At 69.0% G+C, this 25,280-nt stretch carries 28 protein-coding genes; 11 read left to right on the top strand and 17 right to left on the bottom strand.

The features are described 5' to 3' along the window. Nucleotides 1-31: 31 nt before the first annotated feature. Nucleotides 32-997, bottom strand: coding sequence for a peptidoglycan-binding protein (locus tag OH768_RS36465; protein WP_406460189.1), 966 nt, complete (start codon nt 995-997; stop codon nt 32-34). Between the two features lie 157 nt (nt 998-1,154). On the opposite strand from OH768_RS36465, the gene OH768_RS36470 reads away from it, so the two are divergent. Continuing rightward, nucleotides 1,155-3,236 carry a DHA2 family efflux MFS transporter permease subunit gene (locus tag OH768_RS36470; protein WP_406460190.1) on the top strand — a complete coding sequence of 694 codons (2,082 nt, stop codon included), beginning with the start codon at nt 1,155-1,157 and terminating at the stop codon, nt 3,234-3,236. 324 nt (nt 3,237-3,560) lie between these two features. Here OH768_RS36470 and OH768_RS36475 read toward each other — a convergent pair whose 3' ends face one another. Together OH768_RS36475 and OH768_RS36480 are read right to left on the bottom strand one after the other, a co-directional pair. Then, nucleotides 3,561-4,061: a GNAT family N-acetyltransferase gene (locus tag OH768_RS36475; RefSeq protein ID WP_406460191.1), complete on the bottom strand. Its 501-nt coding sequence runs from the start codon at nt 4,059-4,061 to the stop codon at nt 3,561-3,563. 10 nt (nt 4,062-4,071) lie between these two features. Further along, nucleotides 4,072-4,713, bottom strand: coding sequence for a dihydrofolate reductase family protein (locus OH768_RS36480; RefSeq protein WP_406460192.1), 642 nt, complete (start codon nt 4,711-4,713; stop codon nt 4,072-4,074). Nucleotides 4,714-4,890: 177 nt separating this feature from the next. On the opposite strand from OH768_RS36480, the gene OH768_RS36485 reads away from it, so the two are divergent. Together OH768_RS36485 and OH768_RS36490 are read left to right on the top strand one after the other, a co-directional pair. Beyond that, nucleotides 4,891-5,535: a hypothetical protein gene (locus OH768_RS36485; protein ID WP_406460193.1), complete on the top strand. Its 645-nt coding sequence runs from the start codon at nt 4,891-4,893 to the stop codon at nt 5,533-5,535. A gap of 5 nt (nt 5,536-5,540) precedes the next feature. Further along, nucleotides 5,541-6,158 carry a hypothetical protein gene (locus OH768_RS36490; RefSeq protein WP_406460194.1) on the top strand — a complete coding sequence of 206 codons (618 nt, stop codon included), beginning with the start codon at nt 5,541-5,543 and terminating at the stop codon, nt 6,156-6,158. Here OH768_RS36490 and OH768_RS36495 read toward each other — a convergent pair. Continuing rightward, nucleotides 6,147-6,584 carry a DUF1992 domain-containing protein gene (locus OH768_RS36495; protein WP_406460195.1) on the bottom strand — a complete coding sequence of 146 codons (438 nt, stop codon included), beginning with the start codon at nt 6,582-6,584 and terminating at the stop codon, nt 6,147-6,149. The two genes, OH768_RS36490 and OH768_RS36495, sit on opposite strands and share 12 nt — an antisense overlap. Before the next feature lie 82 nt (nt 6,585-6,666). Between OH768_RS36495 and OH768_RS36500 the strand changes: the two genes are divergently transcribed. Next, a complete protein-coding gene (locus OH768_RS36500; RefSeq protein ID WP_406460196.1) occupies nt 6,667-7,059 on the top strand; it encodes a hypothetical protein in 393 nt (130 codons plus the stop codon). An 18-nt stretch (nt 7,060-7,077) separates the two neighbouring features. Here OH768_RS36500 and OH768_RS36505 read toward each other — a convergent pair whose 3' ends face one another. Beyond that, the gene (locus OH768_RS36505) at nt 7,078-7,749 is read right to left on the bottom strand and encodes an O-methyltransferase (RefSeq protein WP_406460197.1); all 672 of its coding nucleotides are present in this window, start codon (nt 7,747-7,749) and stop codon (nt 7,078-7,080) included. 277 nt (nt 7,750-8,026) lie between these two features. Between OH768_RS36505 and OH768_RS36510 the strand changes: the two genes are divergently transcribed. Then, nucleotides 8,027-10,093, top strand: coding sequence for a bifunctional glycosyltransferase 87/phosphatase PAP2 family protein (locus OH768_RS36510; protein ID WP_406460198.1), 2,067 nt, complete (start codon nt 8,027-8,029; stop codon nt 10,091-10,093). A 126-nt stretch (nt 10,094-10,219) separates the two neighbouring features. On the opposite strand, the gene OH768_RS36515 is transcribed toward OH768_RS36510, so the two are convergent. Further along, nucleotides 10,220-10,348, bottom strand: a complete 129-nt coding sequence (locus OH768_RS36515; RefSeq protein WP_406460199.1) for a hypothetical protein — start codon at nt 10,346-10,348, stop codon at nt 10,220-10,222. A gap of 168 nt (nt 10,349-10,516) precedes the next feature. On the opposite strand from OH768_RS36515, the gene OH768_RS36520 reads away from it, so the two are divergent. Further along, on the top strand, nt 10,517-11,341 hold the full coding sequence (locus tag OH768_RS36520) for a hypothetical protein (protein ID WP_406460200.1): 825 nt from the start codon (nt 10,517-10,519) through the stop codon (nt 11,339-11,341). Nucleotides 11,342-11,351: 10 nt separating this feature from the next. On the opposite strand, the gene OH768_RS36525 is transcribed toward OH768_RS36520, so the two are convergent. Continuing rightward, on the bottom strand, nt 11,352-11,744 hold the full coding sequence (locus tag OH768_RS36525) for an ATP-binding protein (protein ID WP_406460201.1): 393 nt from the start codon (nt 11,742-11,744) through the stop codon (nt 11,352-11,354). Between the two features lie 127 nt (nt 11,745-11,871). Here OH768_RS36525 and OH768_RS36530 point away from each other — a divergent pair, with 127 nt between their 5' ends. Further along, nucleotides 11,872-12,735, top strand: a complete 864-nt coding sequence (locus OH768_RS36530; RefSeq protein ID WP_406460202.1) for a helix-turn-helix domain-containing protein — start codon at nt 11,872-11,874, stop codon at nt 12,733-12,735. Further along, on the top strand, nt 12,692-12,889 hold the full coding sequence (locus tag OH768_RS36535) for a DUF397 domain-containing protein (protein WP_406460203.1): 198 nt from the start codon (nt 12,692-12,694) through the stop codon (nt 12,887-12,889). The genes OH768_RS36530 and OH768_RS36535 overlap by 44 nt, the downstream gene beginning before the upstream one ends. Here the strand turns inward: OH768_RS36535 and OH768_RS36540 are convergent. Then, nucleotides 12,873-13,760 carry an SDR family oxidoreductase gene (locus OH768_RS36540; RefSeq protein WP_406460204.1) on the bottom strand — a complete coding sequence of 296 codons (888 nt, stop codon included), beginning with the start codon at nt 13,758-13,760 and terminating at the stop codon, nt 12,873-12,875. The two genes, OH768_RS36535 and OH768_RS36540, sit on opposite strands and share 17 nt — an antisense overlap. Before the next feature lie 139 nt (nt 13,761-13,899). On the opposite strand from OH768_RS36540, the gene OH768_RS36545 reads away from it, so the two are divergent. Continuing rightward, nucleotides 13,900-14,802 (top strand): LysR family transcriptional regulator, encoded by a 903-nt coding sequence (locus OH768_RS36545; protein WP_406460205.1) that lies wholly within the window; start codon nt 13,900-13,902, stop codon nt 14,800-14,802. 7 nt (nt 14,803-14,809) lie between these two features. Here OH768_RS36545 and OH768_RS36550 read toward each other — a convergent pair whose 3' ends face one another. Genes OH768_RS36550 through OH768_RS36570 form a run of 5 tightly spaced genes read right to left on the bottom strand, consistent with a single transcriptional unit; the run spans nt 14,810 to nt 19,362 of the window. Next, complete coding sequence (locus tag OH768_RS36550; protein ID WP_406460207.1) at nt 14,810-15,634, bottom strand: enoyl-CoA hydratase/isomerase family protein; 825 nt, start codon at nt 15,632-15,634, stop codon at nt 14,810-14,812. A 5-nt stretch (nt 15,635-15,639) separates the two neighbouring features. Further along, complete coding sequence (locus OH768_RS36555) at nt 15,640-17,229, bottom strand: AMP-binding protein (protein ID WP_406460209.1); 1,590 nt, start codon at nt 17,227-17,229, stop codon at nt 15,640-15,642. Nucleotides 17,230-17,279: 50 nt separating this feature from the next. Beyond that, nucleotides 17,280-18,416 (bottom strand): serine hydrolase domain-containing protein, encoded by a 1,137-nt coding sequence (locus OH768_RS36560; RefSeq protein ID WP_406460211.1) that lies wholly within the window; start codon nt 18,414-18,416, stop codon nt 17,280-17,282. A 45-nt stretch (nt 18,417-18,461) separates the two neighbouring features. Continuing rightward, nucleotides 18,462-18,755, bottom strand: coding sequence for a putative quinol monooxygenase (locus OH768_RS36565; protein WP_329549806.1), 294 nt, complete (start codon nt 18,753-18,755; stop codon nt 18,462-18,464). A gap of 4 nt (nt 18,756-18,759) precedes the next feature. Next, on the bottom strand, nt 18,760-19,362 hold the full coding sequence (locus OH768_RS36570; RefSeq protein ID WP_406460213.1) for a TetR/AcrR family transcriptional regulator: 603 nt from the start codon (nt 19,360-19,362) through the stop codon (nt 18,760-18,762). Between the two features lie 142 nt (nt 19,363-19,504). Between OH768_RS36570 and OH768_RS36575 the strand changes: the two genes are divergently transcribed. Beyond that, nucleotides 19,505-20,521 (top strand): zinc-binding dehydrogenase, encoded by a 1,017-nt coding sequence (locus OH768_RS36575; RefSeq protein ID WP_406460215.1) that lies wholly within the window; start codon nt 19,505-19,507, stop codon nt 20,519-20,521. A 63-nt stretch (nt 20,522-20,584) separates the two neighbouring features. On the opposite strand, the gene OH768_RS36580 is transcribed toward OH768_RS36575, so the two are convergent. Further along, nucleotides 20,585-21,754, bottom strand: coding sequence for a steroid 3-ketoacyl-CoA thiolase (locus OH768_RS36580; protein ID WP_262057784.1), 1,170 nt, complete (start codon nt 21,752-21,754; stop codon nt 20,585-20,587). Between the two features lie 227 nt (nt 21,755-21,981). On the opposite strand from OH768_RS36580, the gene OH768_RS36585 reads away from it, so the two are divergent. Further along, nucleotides 21,982-23,217, top strand: coding sequence for a cytochrome P450 (locus tag OH768_RS36585; RefSeq protein ID WP_406460218.1), 1,236 nt, complete (start codon nt 21,982-21,984; stop codon nt 23,215-23,217). Nucleotides 23,218-23,274: 57 nt separating this feature from the next. Here OH768_RS36585 and OH768_RS36590 read toward each other — a convergent pair whose 3' ends face one another. From OH768_RS36590 to OH768_RS36600, 3 genes are all read right to left on the bottom strand, one after another. Further along, nucleotides 23,275-23,859, bottom strand: a complete 585-nt coding sequence (locus OH768_RS36590; protein ID WP_406460220.1) for a TerD family protein — start codon at nt 23,857-23,859, stop codon at nt 23,275-23,277. A gap of 67 nt (nt 23,860-23,926) precedes the next feature. Beyond that, a complete protein-coding gene (locus OH768_RS36595) occupies nt 23,927-24,619 on the bottom strand; it encodes a YoaK family protein (protein ID WP_406460221.1) in 693 nt (230 codons plus the stop codon). Nucleotides 24,620-24,689: 70 nt separating this feature from the next. After that, nucleotides 24,690-25,106, bottom strand: coding sequence for a transglycosylase SLT domain-containing protein (locus OH768_RS36600; RefSeq protein ID WP_200712962.1), 417 nt, complete (start codon nt 25,104-25,106; stop codon nt 24,690-24,692). Between the last annotated feature and the right edge of the window lie 174 nt (nt 25,107-25,280).

The following is a 25,280-nucleotide window of genomic DNA, read 5'->3' on the forward strand; positions in this document are numbered from 1 at the left end:
CGCCTGGGCCTCTGCGAGTGAGGGGGCGGTGTTACGGCTCGGTCGTCTCCGACTCCAGCTTTGCTCGTGTTGCCGCCCCGTACACCCCGAGCGTGTCGGACTGGATGCCGCGCGCCAGCTGGTAGGTGCGTACCGAGGACTGCACCTGCTTGTCGAAGACGCCGTTGTCGGGGCCGGTGTAGAGGTTCAACTGGGCCAGCCGGAGCTGGAGTTCGGTGACCTCGGGGCCCTCGTCGCCGCGTTGCAGTACCGGGGCGGTGCTGCTGCCCTGGCGGTCGGTGGCGGACGCGCCCGACGCCGTGGCGCTGGTCGTCGGGGTCGGGCTGGAGGCCGGGGACCGTGACGCCGTGGCGGACGGGCTGCTCGTCGTCGACGGTGACGTGCTCGCGCTGAGCGTCGGGGACGGAGACGCCGACGTCGGCTGTACGGACGTAGAGGCGCTCGTGGACGGTGTCACCGGTGCCGCGCTCTTCGACGCCGTGGGGACGCTCGCGCGGACGTCCTTCGGGGCCGCCTCGTTCCGCGACGGCGTCTCGTACGAGAGCATGCCGCTCGCGAAACCGGCCGCCGCCACCACCGCCACGACGGCTCCCGCGGCGGCGAGGAGCACGGTACGGCGGCGACGGCGCGGGTGGTCGCCGTCGGCGAGCGGTTCCGGGATGTCCTCGCCGCCCTCGAACAGGCTCAGGTCGTTCATGTCCGGGGCCGTCGGCGGTACCGCGCGCAGTGGCATCGTCTGCTCGACTGCCGGCAACTGCTGCGTCTCACCCTCGGGTGGCGCGGGTGCCTGCATGGGGGGCTGCTCCTGTGAGTTGCCCTCCAGTTCCACATACGGTCTGATCCGCAGGGGGTCGAAGTCCTCCGCCGCTGCCGCCTCCGCCGTGCGCGCGTCGCGCAGCGCGTCGGACGCCCGTTGGGTACAGGTGCAGGACGGGGAGCCGTCGGTCGCCCGGGGCGCCCCGCACTGCGGGCATATGTGGCCCTTCGCCTCGTTCACGTGTTCGTCCCTCCCCGTCGGACTCCCGAGGTTATGCGGATCTCCTTCACGCCGTCTCCTCCGACCCCCGGAATGACTGCTTCCATTCGGACTCGACAGGCCGTAACGGGACACACCGATCACCATGGATGTGTAACGAGAGCCTCGGGAGGTCTTCATGGTCGGCGATGCGCACGGTATGACAGGGAATGTGCACGACGCGCAGCCACCGGAGAAACCCCCGCGGCGGGGCAGCGCCGCCCAGGAACACGTGTCGGGCAACGTCCTCGTCTCCATCGGGGCGCTGCTCCTCGGGCTGCTGCTCGCCGCCCTCGATCAGACCATCGTGTCGACCGCGCTGCCGACGATCGTCAGCGATCTCGGCGGGCTGGAGCATCTGTCGTGGGTGGTCACCGCGTATCTGCTGGCCTCGACCGCCGCGACCCCGCTGTGGGGCAAACTGGGCGACCAGTACGGGCGCAAGAGGCTGTTCCAGATCGCGATCGTGATCTTTCTCGTCGGGTCCGCGCTGTGCGGGGCGGCGCAGAACATGCCCCAGTTGATCGGCTTCAGGGCTCTGCAGGGGCTCGGTGGCGGCGGGCTGATCGTGCTGTCGATGGCGATCGTCGGCGATGTCGTCTCACCGCGTGAACGCGGGCGCTACCAGGGGCTGTTCGGTGCTGTCTTCGGCGCGACGAGTGTCCTCGGGCCCCTCCTCGGCGGGCTGTTCACCGAGCACCTGAGCTGGCGCTGGGTCTTCTACATCAACCTCCCGGTCGGTGTCGTGGCCCTCGCCGTCATCGCGACCGCGCTGCACATCCCGCGCAAGTCCACCCACCATGTCATCGACTACCTCGGCACCTTCCTCATCGCCGCCGTCGCGACCTGCCTGGTGCTTGTCGCCTCGCTGGGCGGTACGACCTGGGGCTGGGGGTCGCCTCAGATTGTGGGGCTGGCGGTGCTTGGGGTGGTGCTGGCGGTGGGGTTCGTTGCGGTGGAGCGGCGGGCCGCCGAGCCTGTGCTTCCGCTCAAGTTGTTCCGCGTCCGCACCTTCTCGCTGGCCGCCGTCATCAGCTTCATCGTCGGTTTCGCGATGTTCGGCGCGATGACCTATCTGCCGACCTTCCTGCAGGTCGTGCAGGGCATCTCGCCGACCATGTCCGGCGTGCACATGCTGCCCATGGTGTTCGGCATGCTGATCTCGTCCACCGCGTCCGGGCAGATCGTCAGCCGTACCGGCCGGTGGAAGGTGTTCCCGATCGCGGGCACTGGTGTTACCGCGCTTGGTCTGCTTCTGCTTCATCAGCTTGACGAGAACAGTTCCACCGGCGAGATGAGTGCCTACTTCTTTGTCTTCGGGCTCGGACTCGGGCTGGTCATGCAGGTGTTGGTGCTGATTGTGCAGAACGCCGTGTCGTACGAAGATCTTGGCGTCGCCACCTCCGGCGCGACCTTCTTCCGGTCCATCGGCGCCTCGTTCGGTGTCGCCATCTTCGGCACGATCTTTGCCAGCCGGTTGGGGGACAAGCTTGCGGATGCTCTGCGGGGTGCCTCGTTGCCGGGTGGCGTCACGGCGGACGGCCTTGAGTCCGATCCGCGTGGCATCTCCCAACTGCCGGGCGCGGTACGGCCGGAGGCGCTGCATGCTTATGCGTCCTCGATCACCGACGTCTTCCTGTACGCCGCCCCCGTAGCCCTCGTCGGCTTCGTCCTGGCGTGGTTCCTCAAGGAGGACAAGCTGCGCGGCTCGGTCACGGCACCGGACCTCACGGAGACCCTTGCCAGCAATCCGGTTCAGCGGTCTTCGTACGACGAGGTGTGCCGCGCGCTGTCCGTGCTCGGCACGCGGGAAGGCCGCCGCGAGATCTACAAGACGATCACTGTGAAAGCGGGCTACGACCTTCTGCCGGCGACGAGTTGGCTGCTGCTGCGCATCAGGCGGGACGGCTGGGCTGAACCGGGTGTGCTCGCCGAACGCAGCTCCGTGCCGCTGCCCGTCATCCTCGCCGCCGTCCGCCAGATCGAGGGGCGGCAGCTGGCGGTGCGGGAAGGGCTGGACCTGCAACTGACCGGCCAGGGGCGGGAGGTGGCCGAACGGCTGGCACAGGCCCGTGAGGAGTCTCTTGCGGAGACGCTGGGCGACTGGTGGGGGCCGGACCGGCCTACTGATTTGATCCAGCTGGTGAAGGAGCTCAACGCGGAGTTGTGCGGGTCGGATCGGGAGCAGCCGCTCAACGGGGCGGTGATCAGCGGTAGTTGAGGGTTTTGAGGGATCCGGTGGTGGAAGGTGTCGCGCAGCTGGGCCGGTGTTGGGTAGGCGCCGGGTAGGTGAGCCCGTGCTGGATAGGCACCGTGCGCGCACCTCTTTTGGTTCGGTCGCCTTCGGGGCGCCTCAAGCCGGTGTCGAGAGCCCCACCGTGCGCACCTCTTTTGGTTCGGTCGCCTTCGGGGCGCTTCAAGCCGGTGTCGAGAGCCCCACCGTGCTCGGCGCTGCGCGCCTCCGCGCGCTGGGGCTCTCGACACCGGCGCGCCCCTACGGCTCCCTCTCGGCCGGCGCGTGGGGACAGTGGGAGTTGGTGGGCCCTCACCGTTGGTTGAGCAGGGCCTTACGGAACCAGTGTTCTGCGTACGGGTCGTTGTTGTGGCGGTCGGTTTCCTTGTAGCCGAGGTGGGTGTAGAGGGCGCGGGCCTCGACTAGGTCGTGGCGGGTGTCGAGGATGATGGTGTTGGCGCCCAGGTCGCGGGCTGCCTCCTCTGCCGCCGTCACCAGCTTTGCGGCGCCGCCCCGGCCGCGCATCCCCTCGTAGAGGAAGACCCTCTTCAGCTCGGCGGTCGTCGGGGAGAGGAGTCGTACGCCCGCGCTGCCGGCCGGTTCGCCCCCGTACCGGGCTACCAGCAACTGGCCCCCGGGCGGGGCGAGTTCGGCGCCGGTGACGGCGGAGATCTCGCGCTCCAGCTCCGCCGGATCCGTCCGCCGCCCCTCGTGGAGCAGGTACCAGCGGTCGCTGACCTCGGTGTAGTACGCCCGCCAGAGCGCGGCGGCGACCGGGGAGTCGTAGGGCTCGGGGGTGATGGTCCAGGTCATGGGCGGTATGTCAGCCGACCGGGTCGGCCTTCCGCAACCGAATATGGGTGACCCCCGGAGAGTCCAGCACCTGTGTCTTCCGCCACTCGATGTGCTCGTCGCCCACATTGTCGAACAGGCGCCGTCCGCCGCACGCGAGCACGGGCACCACATGCAGGAGGAGTTCGTCCAACCACCCGGCGCGGATGAACTGCTGGACCAGGTCGGCGCCGCCGGCGAGGGAGACGGCCCGGTCGCCGGCCGCCTCGCGGGCCAGCTCCAGTGCGCGCTGCGGGCCTTCGGTGACGAAGTGGTAGGTCGTGCCGCCCTCCTTCAGCACCGGCTCGCGCGGGTGGTGGGTGACGACGAACACGGGGGCGTGGAAGGGGGGTTCGTCGCCCCACGGGGTCTCCCCGGTGATGAACATGCCGTGGCCCATGACCACCGCGCCCGGCCGTTCGGTCCACTCGGCGAGCAGTTCGTCGTCCGGGCCCGTGTCCCCGCCCGCCATGCCCTGCATGCGACGGAAGCTCCGCAGCCCGAACACCCACGAGTGCAGCCGCTCCCCGCCGATCCCGAGCGGATGCTCCCGCCCCGACTCCGGTCCCGCGATGTACCCGTCCAGCGACATGGCCAGCCGTGCGATGACCTCACCCTTGACCGTCTCACCCATGACAACCTCCTCGATCGGTTCTTACCCGTACGTCGATCGGGCCGCCGCCGGATCGACACACCGGCACCACGAAATCCCCGGAGTGGTGGCCGTCGTTTGAAGGGGGCCGTTGCGGCAACCCGGTACGAGATCCGACCGGCTACGAGAGCCGGTTGGCCAAGAACCCGGAAGGCACTCATGTCCACAGGCGTGATCATCGTTTTGATCGTGATCGTGGTCGGCGTGGTCGCTGCCGCGGCGGCCTTGGCGCTGCGTTCCCGGGGCGCGATCGGCGGCTCGGGACTGAAGCGCCGCTTCGGGCCCGAGTACGACCGGACCGTGGCCCGGCACGACGGCGACACGAAGGCCGCCGAGCGGGAGCTCGGCGAGCGCGTCCAACAGCACGGTTCGCTGCGGGAGCAGCCGTTGGAGCCCGCGGCCCGTGAGCAGTACCAGGCCCGTTGGGCCGCCGCCCAGGAGCTGTTCGTCGACTCGCCCCGCCAGTCCATGACCGACGTCGACCAGCTGCTCGGCGAGGTGGCCGGGGCCCGGGGCTTCCCCGACGTCGAAGAGTACGAGAAGCAGTTCGACGCACTGTCCGTGCACCACGCGGACCACGTCCACGGCTACCGGCGCGTGCACCGCGTCGTCACCACGCGCGCGAACGGCGCACCGGAGAGCCAGGCCAGTACCGAGGAGATGCGCGAGGCCATGCTCGAAGCCCGCGCCCTCTTCGACGACCTGATGAGCGAGGACAAGGGCACCGGCACTGGCAGTGGCCGCGGGCGCACCGGACGCCACACGTTCGGCTCATTCAACAGGCAAGCAGTGAAGGGAAGTTGAGCCGCATGACCGATGTGACACGACCCAACGGCGACACGACCGACGAGCGCAAGGGCGCGGACACGGGTATGGGTACGGGTACGGAGAGGGGTACGGGTATCGATCGGCGGGAGCCTGCGAAGACCGCCGGACAGCAGCAGGGCCCCGCGAAGACCGCCGAGCGCCGGGAGGCCACGACGGTCACCCCGACCCCGCGCCAAGGCGACCGCCTGGCCGACAAGACGGCACCGCGCGAGCGTGACGAGACGGCCCGGGGCGACCAGCAGGCGCAGTCGACGCGGCCCGTGCACGCCCCCGAGCCCCCGCCCACGTCTTCCGCCGCCGACAAGCGGCACGACCGGCTGGACACCGGGAACGGGAGCCTGCTGCCGCACGACGAGAGCGACAAGTTCAACCTGCGGCTGCAGCACGCGGTGACTGGGTTCGTCGACGAGCCCCGCGCCGCCGTCGAGGAGGCCGCCCACGTCCTGGAGGAGGTCGCCGACCGCCTCACGCAGGCCGTCACCAGGCGGCGTGACACCCTGAACAGTTCCTGGGAGTCCAAGGGCTCGGACGACACCGAGCAACTCCGGCTGGCCCTGCGGGACTACCGCGAACTGACGGAGCGGCTTCTACACATCTGACCCGCCGGGTCCACCGGACCCGTCATCCGCCCGGCGCTCCCGCCACTCCCGTGCGACCTCTTCCACGTCGTACGGCTTCATCCCCAGCGGAGGGCCGGGCGGCGGCTTGAACATCATGTCGCGGATCTTCACGTTGACTTCGGTGATGATCTGCCGAGCGATCCGCTCCGAAGGGGCCGAGTACGCCGCAGCCAGGGCGTCCTCGGCCTCTTTGCGCAGTGCCAGCGTCGGCGGCAGCACGGAGATGCCCTCGCGGGCCATCTTCTGCTTGATCCACCACAGTTCGTCGTACGTCGTGTCGGAACCGGAGGGCAACGGCTTGCCCGCGCCCGGGAGTTGGGCGAACTCGCCGGCTCGCTCGGCGTCCCGGATCTGCTTGTCGACCCAGGATTCGAAGGACACCCCCGGTGGCTTTCGCTCGGTCATGACTCCATTGTGCCGGACGTGGCGCGGCCGGGGGATTTATCATGCGGCGGCTGTGTAAGGACACCTCAAGGGGGAAGCGCACGTGCTCGAACTCACCATGGCCTCGGTCTCCGGGACGGACGAGGGCGCCACGGCCGGCATGCTGATGGCCGAGGCGCCCAGCGACCCGGGCGCGGTGCTGCGGGTGGGCCGCGACGAGTCGGTGTGCCGGCTGGTGACACCGGACGACTGGCTGTTCATCTCACGGGTCCATCTGGAGTTCCTGTGCGGACCCGAGGGCACCTGGCAGGTGAGCTGGCTGCGCGGCTCCCAGCCCGACCCGTCCTCCGAAGTACGGCTGATCGTCGGCGAGTACGCCCAGACCGTCGGCTACGGCGGCAGCGTCCCGTTGCCCCGTGGTGGCAGCGGCGAGATCGTCATCAAGGACCGCACCGGGCCGCGCAGCGTCAACGTCGGCTTCTACCACGGGAGTTGAGCGCCTCGGCGAAAGCCCTCAGTCGATCACCCTGGCCAGCGCGAACCCGTCGTAGCCCTTCTCGCCCACCGTCTGGATCGCCGTGCCCGACAGGCGCGGGTGCGAGCCGATCAGTTCGATCGCCGCGCGGGTGCCCAGGACGTCCGGATCCGTGTTGGCCGGGTCGGCGACCCGGCCGCCGCGGACCACGTTGTCGACGATGATCAGGCTGCCGGGGCGGGTGAGCTTGAGGGCCCATTCCACGTAGTTCGGGTTGTTGGCCTTGTCGGCGTCGATGAAGACGAGGTCGAAGGGGGCAGCGTTCTCGTCGGCGAGTGCGGGCAGTGAGTCGAGGGCCGTGCCGACCCGGATCTCGACGAGCTTGTCGAGGCCCGCGCGGGCGATGTTGCGGCTGGCGACCTCGGCGTGCTTCGGGCTGTACTCCAGGGTGATCAGGCGGCCGTCGGCGGGCAGCGCGCGGGCCAGCAGGATCGTGCTGTAGCCGCCGAGGGTACCGATCTCCAGGATGCGGGCGGCGCCCTGGATCCGGGCGAGGAGATGCAGCAGTTTGCCCGCGGCGGCGGACACCGCGATCTGCGGGAGGCCGGCGGCGTCGCTGTCGCGGAGTGCCGCCTCCAGAACCTCGTCGTGCGGGGAGAGGTGGCCGATCAGGTAGTCGTCGACGTCGTTCCACAGCTGCGACTCGCTCATGTGCCGGTGCCCTTCGTGAATCCGGTGATCGTGAATCGGGTGAGAATTGTTGCGACCCGTTCGTGTGCAATCACTCACTGTACGGATACGCGGTTATTTGCCGTGCCCAGGCAACCCGGGGCCGACTATCGTCATCCGGACAAAAGGAGGGCGGCCGTCAGGTGAAGAGGGGGTTGCCTGCGTCCCTCCCGCAGGGGGTGCGAACCTCATAGGGTTCGCAGAGGGAACAGCCGCGCGTGTGACGCGTGGGACGAGCGGGGCGGGAGGCCTACGAGGCGTGGCGAACGTGGAGCACAGCGGGCGACCGGGGGGAGCGGCGGGAGCCTTCGGGTCGAGTGCCGCCCAGACGGCCAGGGCACGGCTGCGCGCGGCGCGCCTGGTCCTGTGGCTGGTGGCCGCGGTCCTGGCCGTACGGCAGGTGGCCGTGGTCCTCAGGACCCCGCGCGGGGACCGGCTGACCGACCTGGAGACCTGGGTCGGGCCGAACGGTGTGCTGCATGTGAAGGGCTCGCTGTACGACTCGACGCAGTTCACCGGCACCCCCTTCGGCGGGCTCGTCCTCAAACCGCTTACACGGGCGGCCGAGCAGGCCCTCGGCTGGGGCTGGACCTTCGGCACGCTGCTGCTCGTCGTGGCGCTCGGTCTGGTCGTCTCCCGGGCCCTGCCGCAGCCTGTCACCCGCCGTGCCTCGCTGCTCGCCGCGCCCGTCGCGATCAGCCTGCTCATGCTGTCGCTGCCGGTGCGCAACACGCTCTGGCTCGGCCAGACCAGCGTCATCCCGGTCCTGCTCGTGCTGCTCGCCTGTTTCACGGTGCGCGGCGAGCGGGCCAGCGGCGTGCTGATCGGTCTGGCCGCCGCGCTCCAGCCGACGGTGCTGCTGTTCGCGCCGCTGCTGTGGTTCACCGACCGGCGACGGGCCGCCGTGACCTCCGCGCTGACGTTCGCCGCGAGCGTGGTGATCGCCTGGGCGGCGATGCCGCACGACTCGTACACCTACTGGGTGCACCACATGGCCGGCGTCGGCCTCGGCGGCAAGGCGGACGGCCTCGGCAACCAGTCCCTGCACGGCGCGCTGCTGCGGCTCGACCTGACCGGCCCGCTGGAGATCGGTGTCTTCCTGGCGCTCGGCGCGGTCGTCGCGTATGTGGGCCTGCGCCGGGCCGTGGGCTACGCGCGCGACGGGCAGCTGCTGCTCGCGGTCGCGGTCACCGGCTGCGCGGCGATCGCCGTGTCGCCGACGACCTGGCAGCACCAGCTGCTGTGGGTGCTGCTCGCGGTGGTGGGCCGGGTCGGCAAGCGGGCCTCGGACCGGTATGTGTGGCCGGTGGCGGTGGTCCTCGTCGTCACGCTGCCGGCGAAGATGATGCTGCCGAACATGTCGGCCGTCTACCCGCTGCGTGACAACGTCGTTCTGCTCATGGCCCTCGCCGCCGCGACCGTCGTGCCGTTCCTGCCGCGCACCGCGGAGTACTACCGGCGGCCGATCCCCACGGAGTACGCCGAGCCGGTTCCGGCCCGCTGGAAGCACGTCCCGCTGATCCCGCAGCTGCGCCGCGTCCTGACCCGCCCGAACCTCCTCCTCGAACTCCTCCTCATCCGCGTCACCTACGCCGCCTACCAGCAGGTCCGCCTCGCGGCGACGGGCGGCACCAACGCGGGCGGCCGGGTCACGGCGGAACACCACGGCCACCAGATCCTCGACATCGAACGCTTCCTGCACATCGACATCGAGCACGCGGTCAACCACTGGGTGTTCGAGGTCGACTTCCTGCGGGAGTTCTTCAACTTCTACTACGAGTCCTTCCACTTCGTGGTCCCGCTGAGCGTGATGGCCGTCCTGTACTGGCGCCGCCCGGTCGACTACCGCTGGGCCCGCTCCTCCCTCGGCTTCGCCACCCTCCTCGCCCTGGTCGGCTTCTGGCTCTACCCCCTGGCCCCTCCGCGCCTGCTCCCGGGACTGGGCATCATCGACACGGTCCACGGCGTCCAGGACTTCTCCAAGCCGGACTACGGCACCCTCACCGCCCTCACCAACCAGTACGCGGCGATGCCGTCCCTGCACTTCGGCTGGTCCCTGTGGTGCGGTGTGGTCATCGCGATCATCGCCCCGAAGTGGTGGATGAAGGCCCTCGGCCTCCTCCACCCCTTCTTCACCGTCTCCGCGATCGTCGCGACCGGCAACCACTGGGTACTGGACGCGGCGGGCGGCGCGGCGGTCGTCGCGGCGGGCTTCGGCCTGTCGTACGTCTTCCAGGGGCCGCGGGCGCGGTCGCTACGGCCACAACAGGCGGAGGCCAGCGCCGAGTTGGAGCCGGCGACGGGCGCGGCCGGGATGCGGAGCTGATCCGATACTCGTCGGACGCGGGTCCACCGGGGGTGAGGCGCGAAAGTGTGACACTCGGCGTTGAAGTGTCCCACTTTCGCGGGGGCCCCTCCGGCGGGAGCCATCCGGACCGATGGCTCCGCGCAACTACCGGTAGAGGAAGGTCTCGCCCGCGGGGGACCGGGTCCTGACCGCCACGGACGCCATGCGTCGGCCGTAGGCGCTCAGCACCCCTGCGGCCCGCCGTCCCAGGGCGAGCGGCTTCGGACGGCTCATGCACGTCTTCTTTCCGGTTTCCTCGCTGAGGCCCATGACGTTGTCGGTGTCGTAGCCGACGGTACTGCTCGTGGCTTGAGCGCCAATTTGCCGTCCTGAATAAGATCGTGTTCTTGACTGGCGTGAACACGTCTGATTCCAGGGGGAGTTGTGGGGATTTCGGTGCGTGTGGCGTTCGCCGTCGTGCTGCTCGGTGGGGGAGCGGTCGGCTGCGGGGGCGACTCAGCGAAGGCGGACTCGGCCGAGCTGACACCCTCGGCGGCTGTGGCCAAGGCGGTGGAGAAGGCCGAGGGCATCACCTCGCTGCACTACCGGGTCAGCGGGACCGTGCCCGAGAAGGGGCGGCTGACGGCCGAGGCGTCCATGAAGGCGAAACCGGCGGTCATGACCATGGTGATGACCGTGGCCGGCGCGCGTAAGCCCGGCGAGTTGGACATCCGGTTCATCGGTAAGTCGATCTATGTCGGCGGCAGTGGCCTCGACACGTCGAAGTGGGGCGGCAAGAGCTGGCTCACGGCCGAGCCGGCCGTGTGGGGGCGCGGCGCGGCGGACAACAACTCCTATGGCGTGCTGCCCGGTTCCATGGAGGGGAGCCCGGTTGTGCAGTCCACGATCATGGTGGGCTCCCAGGACGTGCGGAGGATCGGCGCCGAGACGGTCGACGGCACGAAGGCCACGCACTACCGGGGAACGGTCACCACCCGCGGCCTGCGCGACGCCCAGAGCGCAGCCAAGGGCAAGGCAGCCTGGCAGCGCCGGACCGACAGCCTCGACCAGTTCGTGGCCATGCAGGTCGACGGGACCATGACCATGGACCTGTGGGTCGACGGCGACGACCACCCCAAGCAGTTCCGGGTACGGGGCAAGACCTATCCCACGCAGAACGACGCCGACGGCGGCAGGCTCGACCTGACCGTCACCTTCCTCGACATCGACCAGAAGGTGACCGTCAAGACCCCGCCCGCCGACGACACCGCCGAACTCGGGGGCTGACGGCCCGAGTTCACGAGCACTCGAACCACACCGTCTTTCCGCCCCTGGACGCCGGTGACACCCCCCACTTGTCGGTCACCGCGTCCAGGATGACGAGCCCGCGGCCGTTCTCCGACTCGGGGTCCAACTCCGGGTTCAGGGTGGGGAGTTCAGGGCAGCCGTCGGTCACCTCCACGCGGATTCCGGCGACCTGGCGTTGCAGCCGCAGTCCGCAGCGCCGGCCCGGGACATGCCGGACGACGTTGGCGAGCAGCTCCGTCACGGCCAGTTCCACCGCGTCCGACAGCTCCGGCATGCCCCACTCCAGCAGGAACGAGCGGACGATACGGCGGATGTGCCGGGCGGAGTGTTCACCCACGGTGAGGTGCATGACGTATTGCCGGCGGTCGGGAAAGGCCAGCATGGCGGGGGGAGTTGGTTCATTCACACTACGAGGCTGACGCCCCGCCGCTACCCTCGGCAACTGTATGAATACAACCCGTTCGCGGGTGGACAGTTCTGGTCAGTTGTCGGGAGGCAGGGGGCTTCGCGTGCACATCAACACCCTCGATCCAGGGGCGTCGCCGCTGGACTACTACGGCTTCGAGCTGCGCCGCTACCGAGAGGCCGCCGGCCTCACACAGCGGGAACTCGGCAAGATCGTCAACTACACCGGGTCACTGATCGGCCAGATCGAGACGGCCCGCAAGCTTCCCACGCTGGAGTTCAGCAGGCGGGTGGATGCCGCGCTCGACACCGACGGGCTGCTGACCAGGTTGCTTGATCTGGTGCTGCGCAGCCAACTCCCCGCGTGGTTCCGCCAGGTGGGCGAGCTGGAGGCGCGAGCCGTCGAGATCTGCTCCTTCGAGGCGCACATGGTCCTCGGTCTCCTCCAGACCGAGGAGTACGCCCGCGCCGTGCTCGGCACGCTGGACCAGAGCAACCTGGACGACCGGACCGCCGTACGAATCGGTCGTCAGCGCATCTTGGAGAAGGAGAATCCGCCGGTCTTCTGGGCGATCCTGAGCGAGGCCGCGCTGTATCTGGAGATCGGCGGCCGGAAGACCATGAGGAACCAACTGGCCCGCCTGTTGGCGTACGAGGACAATCCTCGGGTCAACATCCAGATCCTGCCGTTCTCGGCGGGAGCGCACGCGGGACTGACAGGCTCGTATGACCTCTACCGCTTCCCGAGCGATCCGCCCATCGTCTACACCGAGGGCTACGGAAGCGGGCATCCGACTGCCAACCCGGACACTGTCAACGACTGTTCGCTCCGTTACGATCATCTCCAGGCCGCCGCCCTCTCCATTCGAGACTCGGCGGAGCTGATCCGGCGCGTGATGGAGGAACGTTATGGGGAACAACGCGATGCCGACAGGGACTCAGTGGCGGAAGTCCAGCTACAGCAGTGACCAGGGCGGCCAGTGTGTAGAAATCGCCGAAACCACCTGTCCCACCCCCATCCTCGCCATCCGCGACTCCAAGACCCCGGCGGGGCCGATCCTCACCCTCGACCCCGCCGCGTTCACCACCTTCGTCAACTGGACCGCTACGACGGTTGGTTGAAGTAGTAGTCGTGGTCGAGGTCGGCCAGCAGGCCGATCCGGGTCGGTGTCCAGCCGAACCGCTTCTGCGTGAGCGTGCTCGTTCCCGTGAGGTCGGACGAGACGAAGTGGCCCAGCCAGCCGAAGTGGTCCCCGGCCTCCTCGACCGGCACGCTCGTCACCGGTAGGTCCAGCCGCCTGCCGATGACTTCGGCGATCTCCCGTACGGGGATGCCCTCGTCGGCGACCGCGTGCAGGACCGAGCCCGCCGGGGCGTTCTCCAGGGTCAGCCGGAAGAGGACCGCCGCGTCGTCACGGTGTACGGCGGCCCAGCGGTTCGTGCCGTCGCCGGGGTAGGCCGAGACACCCTTGGCGCGGGCGATGTCGATGAGGGCGGGGACGAAGGCGTGGTCGCCCTCGCCGTGCACCTGTGGCAGCCGTATCGCCGACGCGCGCACGCCCCGGTCCGCTGCCGCCAGAGTCGTCAACTCGGCTGCGAGGCGCGGCATTTCGGGGTGGGTGGCGAGGTCGGGTAGCTCGTCCTCGGTGCGGCCGTGGCTCATCACGGAGCTGATGACGAGAGGGCGGTCCGAACCGGCGAGGGTCTCGATCAGGGCCTCCACCGCGCTCAGGTCCGTCGCGACGCACGCGGCGTAGTTCGAGAAGTCGTGGATGAAACCGGTGTGGATCACACCGTCGGCGGCGGACGCGCCCGCGCGGAGTGCGTCGAGGTCCTCCAGGGAACCCCGGTGGACCTCCGCTCCGGTCGCGGCCAGCCGTTCCGCCGAGGTGTCGGAGCGGGCGAGGCCGAGGACCTGGTGTCCGGAGTCGAGCAGTTCGCGGACGACCGCGCCGCCGACGAATCCGGTCGCGCCGGTGACGAAAACACGCATGACGAAATCACCCCAGGTGGGTCGGGAAGTGGTGTGCTTCCAGCCTGCGCCCGCCCGGGGCCGCCCGTCCAAGACCGACTCCGGAAGACGTGATTCACTTCCGGTATCACCACAGCTCGTACGGTCGTACAGTCGATGTATGAGTGACCTGGACCTGCGCCTCGTCCGCTACTTCACCGTCGTCGCCGAGGAACTGCACTTCGGCCGGGCGGCAGCCGTACTGCATCTCGCGCAGCCTTCGCTCAGTCGCCATGTGCGGCGGCTTGAGGGCGAGTTGGGGGTGCGGCTCCTCGACCGGACCACGCAGGGTACCCAACTCACCGAAGCGGGGGCGGCGTTCCTGCCCCGGGCCGAGGCGCTGTTGCGGTCGGCGGCGGAGGCGACCGCCGTGGCGCGGGCGGCCGGGCATCCGAGCCGGATCGTCATCGGGTACATGACCGGGCTCATCGTCACCCCTGCGGTGCGCGCCCTGCGGGTGCGTTGCTCGGACGCCGAGGTGCAGCACTGCTTTCTCGGGTGGGGCGAAGTGTCGTCCGCCTTGCTGGAGCACCGAGTTGACGTGGTGGTGGGCCGACTCCCCTTCTCCACCGAGGGGTTGAGCGTGACGGTCCTCTACAAGGAGCCCCGGGTGCTGCTGATGCCGGTCGGCCACCGGCTGGCCGGCAAGGAGTACGTCACCCTCGACGACATCGCGGACGAGCCCGTACCCCGTTTCCCCGACCCGGAGCTCAACGCGGTCTGGCGCATCGACCCCCGTCCGGACGGACGGCCGGCGCCGGACGGTCCGCTGGTCGAGAGTCTGGAGGACAAGCTCGAAGTCATCGCCGCGGGCGAGGCGGTCGCGCTCGTTCCGGTGGGCGCCATCCAGAAGGGCCTGCGGCACGACCTGACCACGGTCCCGCTGGAGGGCGCGGACCCCGTCCCGGTCGTCCTGGCCATGCGCGCAGGCGAGGAGAACCGCCGACTGCTCGCGGCCTTCCGCGCCTGCGCGGCGGAGCAACTGACCCCGCAACTGCCCCCTGCCGACCAGGACTTGTCCTAGCTCGGGCTCAGGCCTTCTCGGCGATGTGCCTGCCGAGGTCGAGTTCGATGCCCTGGGGCTGCTGGAAGCCGCGCGCGAAGAGACCGCGTACGCGCTCCGCGCTCTCCGGACGGCTCGCCGTGCGCCGGAAGGCGTCCAGCGAGGCCGCGAAGTCGCTCACCGGAATCGCGGTGGCCGCGTCGACGAGTTCCTTCGTGCCGGAGACCGCGGGCTTCTCGAAACCGGCGATGCGGCGGGCGAACGTATCGACGAAATCGTCCAACTCCCCTTCGGGCAGCGCACGGTTGACATAGCCGTACTCGGCCGCGAGCCGGGCCGGGAAGTCGTCGCCGCCCACCACGATCTCCATCGCGCGGGCCCTGCCCACCAGTTCGGCCAGCCGCCCCATGGCGTTGCCGCCGGGCACGGCGCCGATGCCGATCTCGGGCTGGCCCAGGATGGCGCCCGGGCCCGCGAAGCGGATGTCGGTGCTCAGGACGAACTCGCTGCCCGCGCCCCGGACTCGGCCGTTGATCGCCGAGATCGTGACCGCCGGGACCTTGCTCAGCCGCACCAGGTTGTCCGAGACCAGGGGGAGCCCGGTGGGGCCGAGCGGCATCGCGGCGGCGCGCTTGCCGTCCATCAGCAGGTCGAGGTGCGCCATGAAGTAGTCCGGGTTGGCGCTCTGGAAGACCACGACGTTCAGATCGGGGTCCTGCTCGATACGGGTCACCAGATCGGCGAGCTGCTCGACGGTGTCGAGGTCCATGAGGTTCATCGGGGCGTTCTCGAAGGTCACCTTCCAGTAGGAAGGCGACACCACATGCACATCGAACTGCGAGTGATTACTCATTGTTGTCATCCATTCGGATTTCGGAGGTTTTTGCGCAGGATCTTCCCGGCCGGGGATTTGGGTATCACGGTCAGGAATTCGACCGCTCTCACCTTCTTGTACGGTGCGACCCGCGCCGCGACGAACGTCATCACCTCGTCGGCGGTCAGCGTTTCGTCGGCGGTGACCACGAACGCCTTCGGAATCTCCTCGCCGTCGGCGTCGGGGATGCCGATGACAGCGGCGTCGGCGATGGCCGGGTGCGTGAGCAGCAGTGCTTCCAGTTCGGCAGGGGGAACCTGGTAGCCCTTGTACTTGATGAGCTCCTTGATGCGGTCGACGATGAAGACGCATCCGGTGGAGTCCACCCTGGCCAGGTCTCCGGTGTGCAGGAACCCGTCCGCGTCCACGGTCGCGGCGGTCGCGTCGGCGTTGCCCAGGTAGCCGGCCATCACGTTCGGGCCCCGCACCCAGAGTTCGCCCGGCTCGCTCAGACCGTCCTCGGGTACGCCGATCTCGGCACCGGTCGCGGGATTGACGAGCTTGTTGACGGTGTTGGGCACCGGCCAGCCGCTCGCCGCGATCGGCGCACGCCGGCCGGCGATGGAGACACCGCCGTCGGCGGTCGGCACCAGGTGGCTGACGGGGCTCAGTTCCGTCATCCCGAAGCCCTGCACGACCGGCACCGACAAGCGCTTCGACACGGCCGCGCCCAACTCCTCCTCCAGTGGGGCCGCGCCGCTCACCAGCATCCGCAGCGACGACAGGTCGTAGTCGTCGACCAACGGGTGTTTGGCCAGGGCCACCGCCACCGGGGGCGCGATGAACACGTAGGTGACACGGTGGAGTTGGACGGTCTCCAGGAACCCGGTCAGGTCGAACCGGGTCATGGTCACTATCCGGCTCCGGGCCGCGAGCGCGGAGTTCATCAGGACCGTCATGCCGTATATGTGGAAGAACGGCAGTACCGCCAGCACGACGTCGTCGGCGCGGAGGTCCAGAAGGGGTGCGATCTGCGTGACGTTCGCGACCAGGTTCCGGTGGGTGAGCATCACCCCCTTCGGTTCACTGGTGGTGCCGGAACTGAACGGCAACACGGCCATGCGCTCTGCGGGTTGGAGTCGAGTGTCCAGCGGAATCCGGTGGCCGGAGTCGTCGTGCCCGGCCCGTTCGCCGTCCAGGAGCAGGATCGACGCCTTGTCGAGCCCCGCGCTGTGGACGGCCTCCTCGGCCTGCGGGAGGAAGGCGCGCGCGGTCACCAGCAACACGGCCTTGGCCGCGGTGAGTTGCTTGGCGATCTCCGGGCCGGTGGCCATCACGTTGATCGTGGTCACGATCGCGCCCGACCGGATGATGCCGTGGAACGCGACCGCGAACGCCGGAGCGTTCGGGTGCAGCAGAGCCACCACATCGTCCTCGCCCACGCCGGCGGCCGCCAGCCCGCGGGCGAAGGCGTCGATGCTCGCGACCAGCGATGCGTAGGTCAGTTGCTCGCCCGATTCCGCCTCCGTCAGGGCGACCCGGTGCCGGTCCGCGGGGCTCACGTCGGTGAACAGGAACTCGTGCAGCCCGGTATCGGGGATCCGCACGTCTGGGAAGGGGCCGGCGAAACTCATGGACATGCCTCCGGGGGGTTCACGGGAGGTGGTTGGTCGCTGACATGCAGTCAGTTCAGGGCGGCGTAGACCTCGTTGACGTAGGCGATCGTGCGGTCGCTGCCCAGCAGCCCGGCGCCCATCTTGTTCATGACGTAGGAGATCGTGGTCCGGCGTTCGGTGTCGGCCACGACGATCGATCCGCCGAAGCCGGGCCAGAAGCAGACGCGTCCTCGCGGGATGTACGGAACGGAGGGCGAGGGCAGTCCGTATCCGATGCCGAAGCGCAGGTGTGCGCCGAGGACCAGATCCGGGCCGTCGGACTGCGGCCGGAAGATGAGGGCGATCGTCTCCGGCGACAGCAACCGCACTCCGTCGACCGCACCGCCACAGGCGACGACGGACTGGATCCTGGCGAGTGAGCGGGCGTTGCCCTGGCCGTTGGCCGCGCCGATCTCGGCGCGACGCCACTCGGGTGTCAGCGATTCGCGTGGGCCGACCAACGGTCCTGTGAAGGTTCGCAACCTGATGTGGTCCGGGTCGGGCGCGGAAGGATCGAGCGACGCGCCCTGGGGCGGAACCACATCGGCGACCCGGTCGGCTTCGCTGTCGGGCAGGCCGATGTGGAAGTCGGCGCCCAGCGGACCCGTGACCTCCTCGGCGACGAACCGGCCGAGGGTGCGGCCGTCCACCCGCCGGATCAACTCACCCACCAGATGGCCGTAGTTGAGGACGTGATATCCGGACGCGGTCCCGGGCGTCCACCAGGGCGCCTGCGCGGCCAGTCGGGCCGCCGCGCCCTGGGTGTCGTAGACGTCCTCGATCGTTATCGGCTGTTCCCATCCCGGGACGCCTGAGGTGTGGGACAACACGTGCCTCACTCGCACGTCTTCCTTGCCCGCGGCGGCGAACTCCGGCCAGTACCGCGCCACTTGGGCGTCGACATCGAGGAGACCGCGCTCGACCAGCAGCAGCGCCGCCAGCGCGGTGACCGTCTTCGTGCACGACCAGACGTTGGTGAGCGTGTCCCGCTGCCACGGCCTGGTCCGCTGCCGGTCCGCCCAGCCGCCCCAGATGTCGACCAGCGGCACACCGCCGACGTCGACCACGAGCGATCCGCCCAGCTCGTCGCCCGTGTCGACGTTCTTCGCGAACAGCGCGCGCAGACCGGCGAAACGCTCGTCGCACGCACCGGATATGTCAGTCATCGTCAACCTCACGCTTCGGCTCGGACTGCGGGTTCGGCCGACGGCCTACGGCTCGACGGTCTCGTAGAACTGCATGTCCCGGGTCTCCAGGGCCGGGATGGCCTGTCCGAATCCCCAGGTCCTGAAGTGATCGCTGGCCGCGTGGGCCTCGAAACCGGCGCGGTCCGCATAGATCTCAAGGATGTGGATCGTCCTGGGCCGCGCCGGATCCCGGTACGCGACGTAGCTCAGGCAGGCAGGTTCCCGCCTGCTCGCCGGCACCAGTTGCTCGACGGCCTGATACAGCGTCTTCTCCATCCCTTCGCGGGCGGTCCAGACGACCGAGGCCACGAATGCCATGGCGTCAGCCCTTTCCTCCGGATGCGGCGGTCCGCACCGCGATGGTGATCGCCTTGGTCAGTTCGGGCTGGATGCGGTCCAGCGCCCGGGTGTTCCGCTGGGCCTTGGCCAGCAGCAGCGCGCCTTCGATGGAGGTGAGGACCATCGTGGCCAGCGACTGGGCGTGTTCCATCGTCAGTCCGCGCTGCCACAGGCCCTGGGTGATCAGCTCCTCCCAGGAGGAGAACGATTCACCGGCGGCGGTCATCGCCTCGGGGTAGTTGTCGCCGTGCATCACGCTCGCGGCGACGGGGCATCCGGCTCGGTAGTCACTGGCCCGCAGCTGCTCCCGGAACATGTCGATGATCTCGTCGACGATCCGGGTCGGGTCGTCGTCGGCCACGAGGGCGGCGATCTGCTTGCTGCGCAGCGTCCCGGCCAGGCGGATCGCGTCGCGCAGCAGCTCGGCCTTGCCGCCGGGGAAGTGGTGGTAGATCGAACCGCGCGGAGCCTGGGCCCGGTCGGCGACCTCGGTCAGCGATGTCGCGTCGACACCGTTCTCCTGCACGGTCTCGAACCCGGCGAACAGCATCCGGCGGCGTACATCGGTCCGTGGCTTGCTGGGCACATCAACCTCCTCGCGTTCTATAGCTGAGACTATAGCTCATCGCTTCAGACGTGGGGGAAGAAGGCTGATTAGTCGCTGAGAACGGCTTTCAATGTGACTCATGGCACTCAATTTTCTATATCTCTAGGTATAGGATCCGCTCATGACTGATTCGATGCGGTCCCTCTGGTTCGTCGAGCCCCGTCGGCTTGAGTGGCGTGAAGTGCCCGCACCGGTGCTGACCGGCGACACCGACGCGCTGGTGCGGCCGGTGATCGCCGCACGCTGTCCGCTGGACGTGCCGATCCTGCACGGCCGGCTTCCCATGCCGCCCGGATACGCCTTCGGGCACAACGCGGTCGCCGAGGTCGTCGCCATCGGGGACACGGTCACCGGCGTCGCCGTCGGAGACCTGGTGGTCGTCTCGCCCGAGCTGTCCTGCGGGCAGTGCGAGCCATGTCGGCGCGGCTGGAGCACCCAGTGCACGACCATGCCCCACGGCGCCACCTTCGGAGTGGCGGTGAACGGAGCGTGGGGCGGCCTGTTCGACGACTTGGTGCGCGTCCCCTACGCGGACCAGATGCTGCACCGCATCCCCGCCGGGATCGACCCCCTCGACTGCGCGACGCTCGGCGACATCGCCGGCGCCACCGAGGAGTTGGCCCGCCGTCACATCGTGGACGGCGGCCGCAGGCGGGTCCTCATGCTCGCCCCGGGAATCACGGGCCTCTTCCAGACGGCCCTGGCATTCGCCTACGGCGCCGAGCACGTCCTCTACGTCGATCCCGACCTCGCCAACCGGGCCATCGCCGAACAGTACGGAGCGCAGACCGCGCCCGAGCCCCCGGCCGACGGGGAGGGCCTGTTCGACCTGGCGATCGAGGCGTCCGCGAGGGTCGAATGGTTCCACCGCGGACTCAGCCTGCTCGCGGGGGAGGGCTTCTTCGAGAGCCTCGGCGGTCTCACCGGCGAGATACCGTTCCCCGCGTTCCCCGTGTTCATGAAGGGCATCACCGTGCGCCTCGCGCGCTTCAACAGTGCCTCGAACGTGTCCAGGGCACTCGACGCCGTCGCCGCCGCCAAGTTCAAGCCCTCGGACTTCTACTCCCCGCTCGTGAACTGGGAGGATCTGCCCGAGGCGATGCTCGAACCGGCCCGCATGCTCGTGGCCGCGAAATGACACACAGTCAGGCCGCCCGCCGCGCAAAGGCTTTCGCGGCGGACGGCAGGCTACTGGTGGGGTTCAGAGCCGCTGAATGATCGTGCCCGTGGCCAGCGCCCCGCCCGCGCACATCGTGATCAGCGCGAACTCCTTGTCGGCGCGCTCCAGTTCGTGCAGGGCGGAGGTGATCAGCCGTGCGCCGGTCGCCCCGACCGGGTGCCCGAGGGCGATCGCGCCGCCGTTCACGTTGACCTTCTCCAGGTCCTGTCCGAAGACCTGCGCCCAGCTCAACACCACTGACGCGAAAGCCTCGTTGATCTCGACGATGTCGATGTCCTTGAGCGTCATACCGGCCTTGCCGAGCACGGCTCGCGTCGCGTCGATCGGCCCGTCGAGGTGGTAGTGCGGGTCGGCCCCGACCAGCGCCTGGGCGACGATCCGGGCCCGGGGGCGGAGTTTGAGCGCCCTGGCCATCCGCTTCGACGCCCACATGATCGCCGAGGCGCCATCGCTGATCTGCGAGGAGTTGCCCGCCGTATGAACTGCTGTGGGCATCACCGGCTTCAGCCGCGCCAGCGCCTCCATCGACGTGTCGCGCAGCCCCTCGTCCCGGTCGACGAGCCGCCACATGCCGAGGCCCGCGCGCTGCTCGTCCTCCGTCGTCGGTACCTGGACGGCGAACGTCTCCTTCTTGAAGCGCTCCTCGGACCAGGCGATCGCCGCCCGCTCCTGCGAGATCAGGCCGAGCGAGTCGACGTTCTCGCGGGTCAACTTCCGGTTGCGGGCGATGCGTTCGGCGGCCTCGAACTGGTTGGGCAGGTCCACGTTCCACTCGTCCGGGAACGGCTTCCCGGGTCCGTGCTTCGACCCCGACCCCAGCGGCACCCGCGACATCGCCTCGACACCGCAGCTGATCCCGACGTCGATGACGCCCGCCGCGATCAGGTTGGCGGTCATGTGCGAGGCCTGCTGCGAGGAGCCGCACTGACAGTCGACCGTCGTCGCCGCCGTCTCGTACGGCAGGCCCATCGTCAGCCACGCCGTGCGCGCGGGGTTCATGGACTGCTCGCCGGCGTGGGTCACCGTGCCGCCGACGATCTGTTCGACGCAGTCGGCGTGAATGCCGGTGCGGCCGAGGAGCTCACGGTAGGTCTCGCCCAGCAGATAGGCGGGATGCAGATTGGCGAGCGCGCCGCCGCGCTTGCCGATGGGGGTGCGTACGGCTTCCACGATGACGGGTTCCGCGGCCATGGGACACGTCCTCTCCTCGTCCACCGCGCGGCGCGGGCGTCCCGGCCACCCGCCACGCAGAACTAGTACGCGTTCTAGTTCTGTGTGCAGTCTGCTGACAGGCCGTCCACAACCGCAAGGGTCGTGCAGGGAATTCGGCTTGCCGTGCCTCTTGCTACTTGTAGAACCCGTTATTACCTTCACGGCAGCCGGGTTCCTGATGGACCGTCAGATGACGGGAGTTGCCGATGCCCTGTCCAGCGTTGCCCGAAGGGTTCGACTTCACCGACCCCGATCTGCTCCACCACCGCGTGCCCCTACCGGAGTTCGCCGAACTGCGCGCGGCCGAACCGGTCCGCTGGATCCCGCAGCCCGCGGGCATCGCGGGGTTCCAGGACGAGGGCTACTGGGTCGTCACCCGGCACGCCGACGTCCGGTACGTCTCCACCCACCCGGAGATCTACTCCTCCACCCTCAACACGGCGATCATCCGCTTCAACGAGCACATGGAGCGCGACTCGATCGACGCCCAGCGGCTGATCCTGCTCAACATGGACCCGCCCGAACACACCCGCGTCCGCCAGATCGTCCAGCGCGGCTTCACCCCCCGCGCGATCCGCGCCCTGGAGGAACGCCTGCGCGACCGGGCCCAGTCCATCGTGGCGAACGCCCGCACCCACTCCGGCCCCTTCGACTTCGTCACCGAGGTCGCCTGCGAACTGCCCCTCCAGGCCATCGCCGAACTCATCGGCATCCCGCAGGACGACCGCGTCAAGATCTTCGAGTGGTCCAACAAGATGATCGCCTACGACGATCCCGAGTACGCCATCACGGAGCAGGTCGGCGCCGAGTCCGCCGCCGAACTCATCGCCTACGCCATGGGAATGGCCGCCGAACGCAAGCAGTGCCCGGCCCACGACATCGTCAGCACCCTGGTCGCCGCCGAGGACGAGGGCAACCTGAACTCCGACGAGTTCGGCTTCTTCGTGCTCATGCTGTCGGTCGCCGGGAACGAGACGACCCGCAACGCCATCACCCACGGCATGCACGCGTTCCTCACCCACCCCGAGCAGTGGGAGCTGTACAAGCGGGAGCGTCCGTCGACCGCCGCCGAGGAGATCGTGCGCTGGGCCACCCCGGTCAACGCCTTCCAGCGGACGGCGACCCAGGACACCGAACTCGGCGGCAAACACATCAAGAAGGGCGACCGCGTCGGCATCTTCTACGCCTCCGCCAACCACGACCCCGAAGTCTTCGAGAACCCGGACGAGTTCGACGTCATGCGCGACCCGAACCCGCACCTCGGCTTCGGCGGCGGAGGCCCGCACTACTGCCTCGGCAAGTCCCTCGCGGTCCTCGAAATCGACCTGATCTTCAACGCCATCGCGGACGCGATGCCCAACCTGACCCTGACGGGCGACCCGCGCCGGCTGCGCTCCGCCTGGATCAACGGCGTCAAGGAGCTTCAGGTGACCGCCGGTTGAGAAGCTCGGGCCGGCGGCATCCCGGCGCCGCCGGCCCGTCCTCGATCACCGCTGTACTTACTTCCGTACCGCGAACTTCATGAGTTCCCGCTCGTCTCCCTGCTTGATCTTCCCGGTCTCGTTGATGACCTGGAGCTTCCAACTGGCGCCCTCGCGGACCGCCTTGGCGACCGCGCAACTGTTGTGGTCGCTCAGCAGGTTGGGCCAGATCTCGGCGACCTGCTGGGTGCTGCCGCCCGTCGCGTCGTACACCTTGAAGGCGATGTTCCGTGCCTTCTGGAAGGAACTGCCCTTCTTGTAGGCGGCGGCGACGAAGACGATCGACGTGATGTTGGTCGGTATCCGCGCGAGGTCGACGGTCACCGTCTCGTCGTCGCCCTCACCCTTGCCGGTCTGGTTGTCCCCGCTGTGCACCAACGAGCCGTTGCCCAGCGGGTCCATGGAGTCGAGCCCCGCGAGCCGTACCGGGTCGGAGCCCTGCATCGCGATGGCGATGAGATCGAGGTCCGTACCGGCCTTCTGACGCAGCTTCCCGATGATGCCGCCGCTGCTGCCGACGGTGGGGTCCCAGGACGCCCCGATCGCCAGATGGGTCACTCCGTCCAGATCCGCCGGACCGTCTTCCTTCGTGAGCGTGATCATGTGTGATCGATCCTCTTGATCGTGGGACTTAGACGCACGAATTCTGCCTTCTTGGCCGGGCTTTGGGCTACTCCCGTCCAGATGCGATCACGGCGAACACCCCGGCGACCAGAGCCGCGAGCAGGAGCGGGTAGCGCAGATCGTGGTGCAGGGTCAGCCACGCGCCGAAAAACGCGCCGACGGCCATCGCCACGGCCGCCGACAGGCGACGGAAGGTGCCGCGGCCCCAGCTTTCGCCCGCGACCGAGTCGGCGACCAGTCCGGTCAGGGTCATCGTCAGGACCGTGGTGGTCGAGAAGTCGGTGACCTTGAGCTTGCGGACCACCGCGTTGCGCAGTCCCATCGCGAACGCGGTGAGGGCGATCAAGGGGTACGTGGTGGCGCTGTCGCCCGGTGCCACGAACGCGATCACCGCGGCCACGCCCACGAGCAGCGCCTCCGCGCCGAGACTCACCCGGGCCCAGGTCCGGCGCGAGCCGGTGTCCATCCGCACCGCGATCCGGCCCCCGGCCGCCGCGCCCACCAGAAAGGCACCGAGCGAGGTGAGGGTGCGCGACACCGAGAAACCGGGTGCCCCGGCGGCGGCGAAGCCGAGGACGACGACATTGCCGGTCATGTTCGCGGTGAAGACATGCCCGAGGCCCAGATAACTGACGGCGTCGATCAGCCCGCTGACCACGGTCAGCCCCAGCAGCACGACCACCAGCCGGAGTCCGCGCGCCTCACGGTCGTAGGACTTGGGCTGTGTGTTCTGGTCCATGAACGCAATGTAGCGGCGGCCCCCGGGATGCCGGGGGGCCGCCGCTACGTGTGCGTGTGTGGGCCGGTGATCAGTACCAGCCGTTGGACTGCCAGAAGCTCCAGGCCGCGGCGGGGGAGCCGTAGCGGGAGTTCATGTAGTCCAGACCCCACTTGATCTGCGTGGCGGGGTTGGTCTTCCAGTCCGAGCCGGCCGAGGCCATCTTCGAACCGGGCAGCGCCTGGACCAGGCCGTAGGCGCCGGAGGAGGAGTTCGTGGCGGTGACGTTCCAGCCGCTCTCGTGCTCGACGATCTTGCTGAACGCGTTGTACTGCGCCGCGCTCGGGATCATCTTGTGCGCGATCGACTGAGCGGAGGAGGCGGAGGTCGTCGCGGCCTGAGCGGGAGCCGAGGTCAGCACCAGACCGGTGGTGGCGGCGGCCAGAGCGGCGGCGGTCAGGGCCTTCTTCGGGGAGGCGATGCGAGCGACGATGCGGGAGACGGACACGGAGAACCTGTTTCTTCGGGGACAGAGACGTCGTATGCGTGCCGGTGTCACGTGGTGCGCGGCCCCGGCAAGGCGTCGGCGCCGAGGCCCGTGAGGACTCGTCGGCGCCGTGCGACTGCTCCACAGAAGCACTCTCGATCCGTGTCCGCAAAGACCCCTTTTACTAGTTGTGGT

It is taken from the genome of Streptomyces sp. NBC_01622 (genome assembly GCF_045209635.1).
GTDB lineage: Bacteria > Actinomycetota > Actinomycetes > Streptomycetales > Streptomycetaceae > Streptomyces.

What these genes read in the sequence shown, in the direction of transcription:
- OH768_RS36470 (WP_406460190.1), top strand. Translation starts at nt 1,155, where the DNA reads ATGGTCGGCGATGCGCACGGTATGACAGGGAATGTGCACGACGCGCAG.
- OH768_RS36475 (WP_406460191.1), bottom strand. Translation starts at nt 4,061, where the DNA reads ATGACCTGGACCATCACCCCCGAGCCCTACGACTCCCCGGTCGCCGCC.
- OH768_RS36480 (WP_406460192.1), bottom strand. Translation starts at nt 4,713, where the DNA reads ATGGGTGAGACGGTCAAGGGTGAGGTCATCGCACGGCTGGCCATGTCG.
- OH768_RS36485 (WP_406460193.1), top strand. Translation starts at nt 4,891, where the DNA reads ATGTCCACAGGCGTGATCATCGTTTTGATCGTGATCGTGGTCGGCGTG.
- OH768_RS36490 (WP_406460194.1), top strand. Translation starts at nt 5,541, where the DNA reads ATGACCGATGTGACACGACCCAACGGCGACACGACCGACGAGCGCAAG.
- OH768_RS36495 (WP_406460195.1), bottom strand. Translation starts at nt 6,584, where the DNA reads ATGACCGAGCGAAAGCCACCGGGGGTGTCCTTCGAATCCTGGGTCGAC.
- OH768_RS36505 (WP_406460197.1), bottom strand. Translation starts at nt 7,749, where the DNA reads ATGAGCGAGTCGCAGCTGTGGAACGACGTCGACGACTACCTGATCGGC.
- OH768_RS36515 (WP_406460199.1), bottom strand. Translation starts at nt 10,348, where the DNA reads ATGAGCCGTCCGAAGCCGCTCGCCCTGGGACGGCGGGCCGCAGGGGTG.
- OH768_RS36525 (WP_406460201.1), bottom strand. Translation starts at nt 11,744, where the DNA reads ATGCTGGCCTTTCCCGACCGCCGGCAATACGTCATGCACCTCACCGTG.
- OH768_RS36535 (WP_406460203.1), top strand. Translation starts at nt 12,692, where the DNA reads ATGCCGACAGGGACTCAGTGGCGGAAGTCCAGCTACAGCAGTGACCAG.
- OH768_RS36540 (WP_406460204.1), bottom strand. Translation starts at nt 13,760, where the DNA reads ATGCGTGTTTTCGTCACCGGCGCGACCGGATTCGTCGGCGGCGCGGTC.
- OH768_RS36545 (WP_406460205.1), top strand. Translation starts at nt 13,900, where the DNA reads ATGAGTGACCTGGACCTGCGCCTCGTCCGCTACTTCACCGTCGTCGCC.
- OH768_RS36550 (WP_406460207.1), bottom strand. Translation starts at nt 15,634, where the DNA reads ATGAGTAATCACTCGCAGTTCGATGTGCATGTGGTGTCGCCTTCCTAC.
- OH768_RS36555 (WP_406460209.1), bottom strand. Translation starts at nt 17,229, where the DNA reads ATGAGTTTCGCCGGCCCCTTCCCAGACGTGCGGATCCCCGATACCGGG.
- OH768_RS36560 (WP_406460211.1), bottom strand. Translation starts at nt 18,416, where the DNA reads ATGACTGACATATCCGGTGCGTGCGACGAGCGTTTCGCCGGTCTGCGC.
- OH768_RS36565 (WP_329549806.1), bottom strand. Translation starts at nt 18,755, where the DNA reads ATGGCATTCGTGGCCTCGGTCGTCTGGACCGCCCGCGAAGGGATGGAG.
- OH768_RS36575 (WP_406460215.1), top strand. Translation starts at nt 19,505, where the DNA reads ATGACTGATTCGATGCGGTCCCTCTGGTTCGTCGAGCCCCGTCGGCTT.
- OH768_RS36580 (WP_262057784.1), bottom strand. Translation starts at nt 21,754, where the DNA reads ATGGCCGCGGAACCCGTCATCGTGGAAGCCGTACGCACCCCCATCGGC.
- OH768_RS36585 (WP_406460218.1), top strand. Translation starts at nt 21,982, where the DNA reads ATGCCCTGTCCAGCGTTGCCCGAAGGGTTCGACTTCACCGACCCCGAT.
- OH768_RS36590 (WP_406460220.1), bottom strand. Translation starts at nt 23,859, where the DNA reads ATGATCACGCTCACGAAGGAAGACGGTCCGGCGGATCTGGACGGAGTG.
- OH768_RS36595 (WP_406460221.1), bottom strand. Translation starts at nt 24,619, where the DNA reads ATGGACCAGAACACACAGCCCAAGTCCTACGACCGTGAGGCGCGCGGA.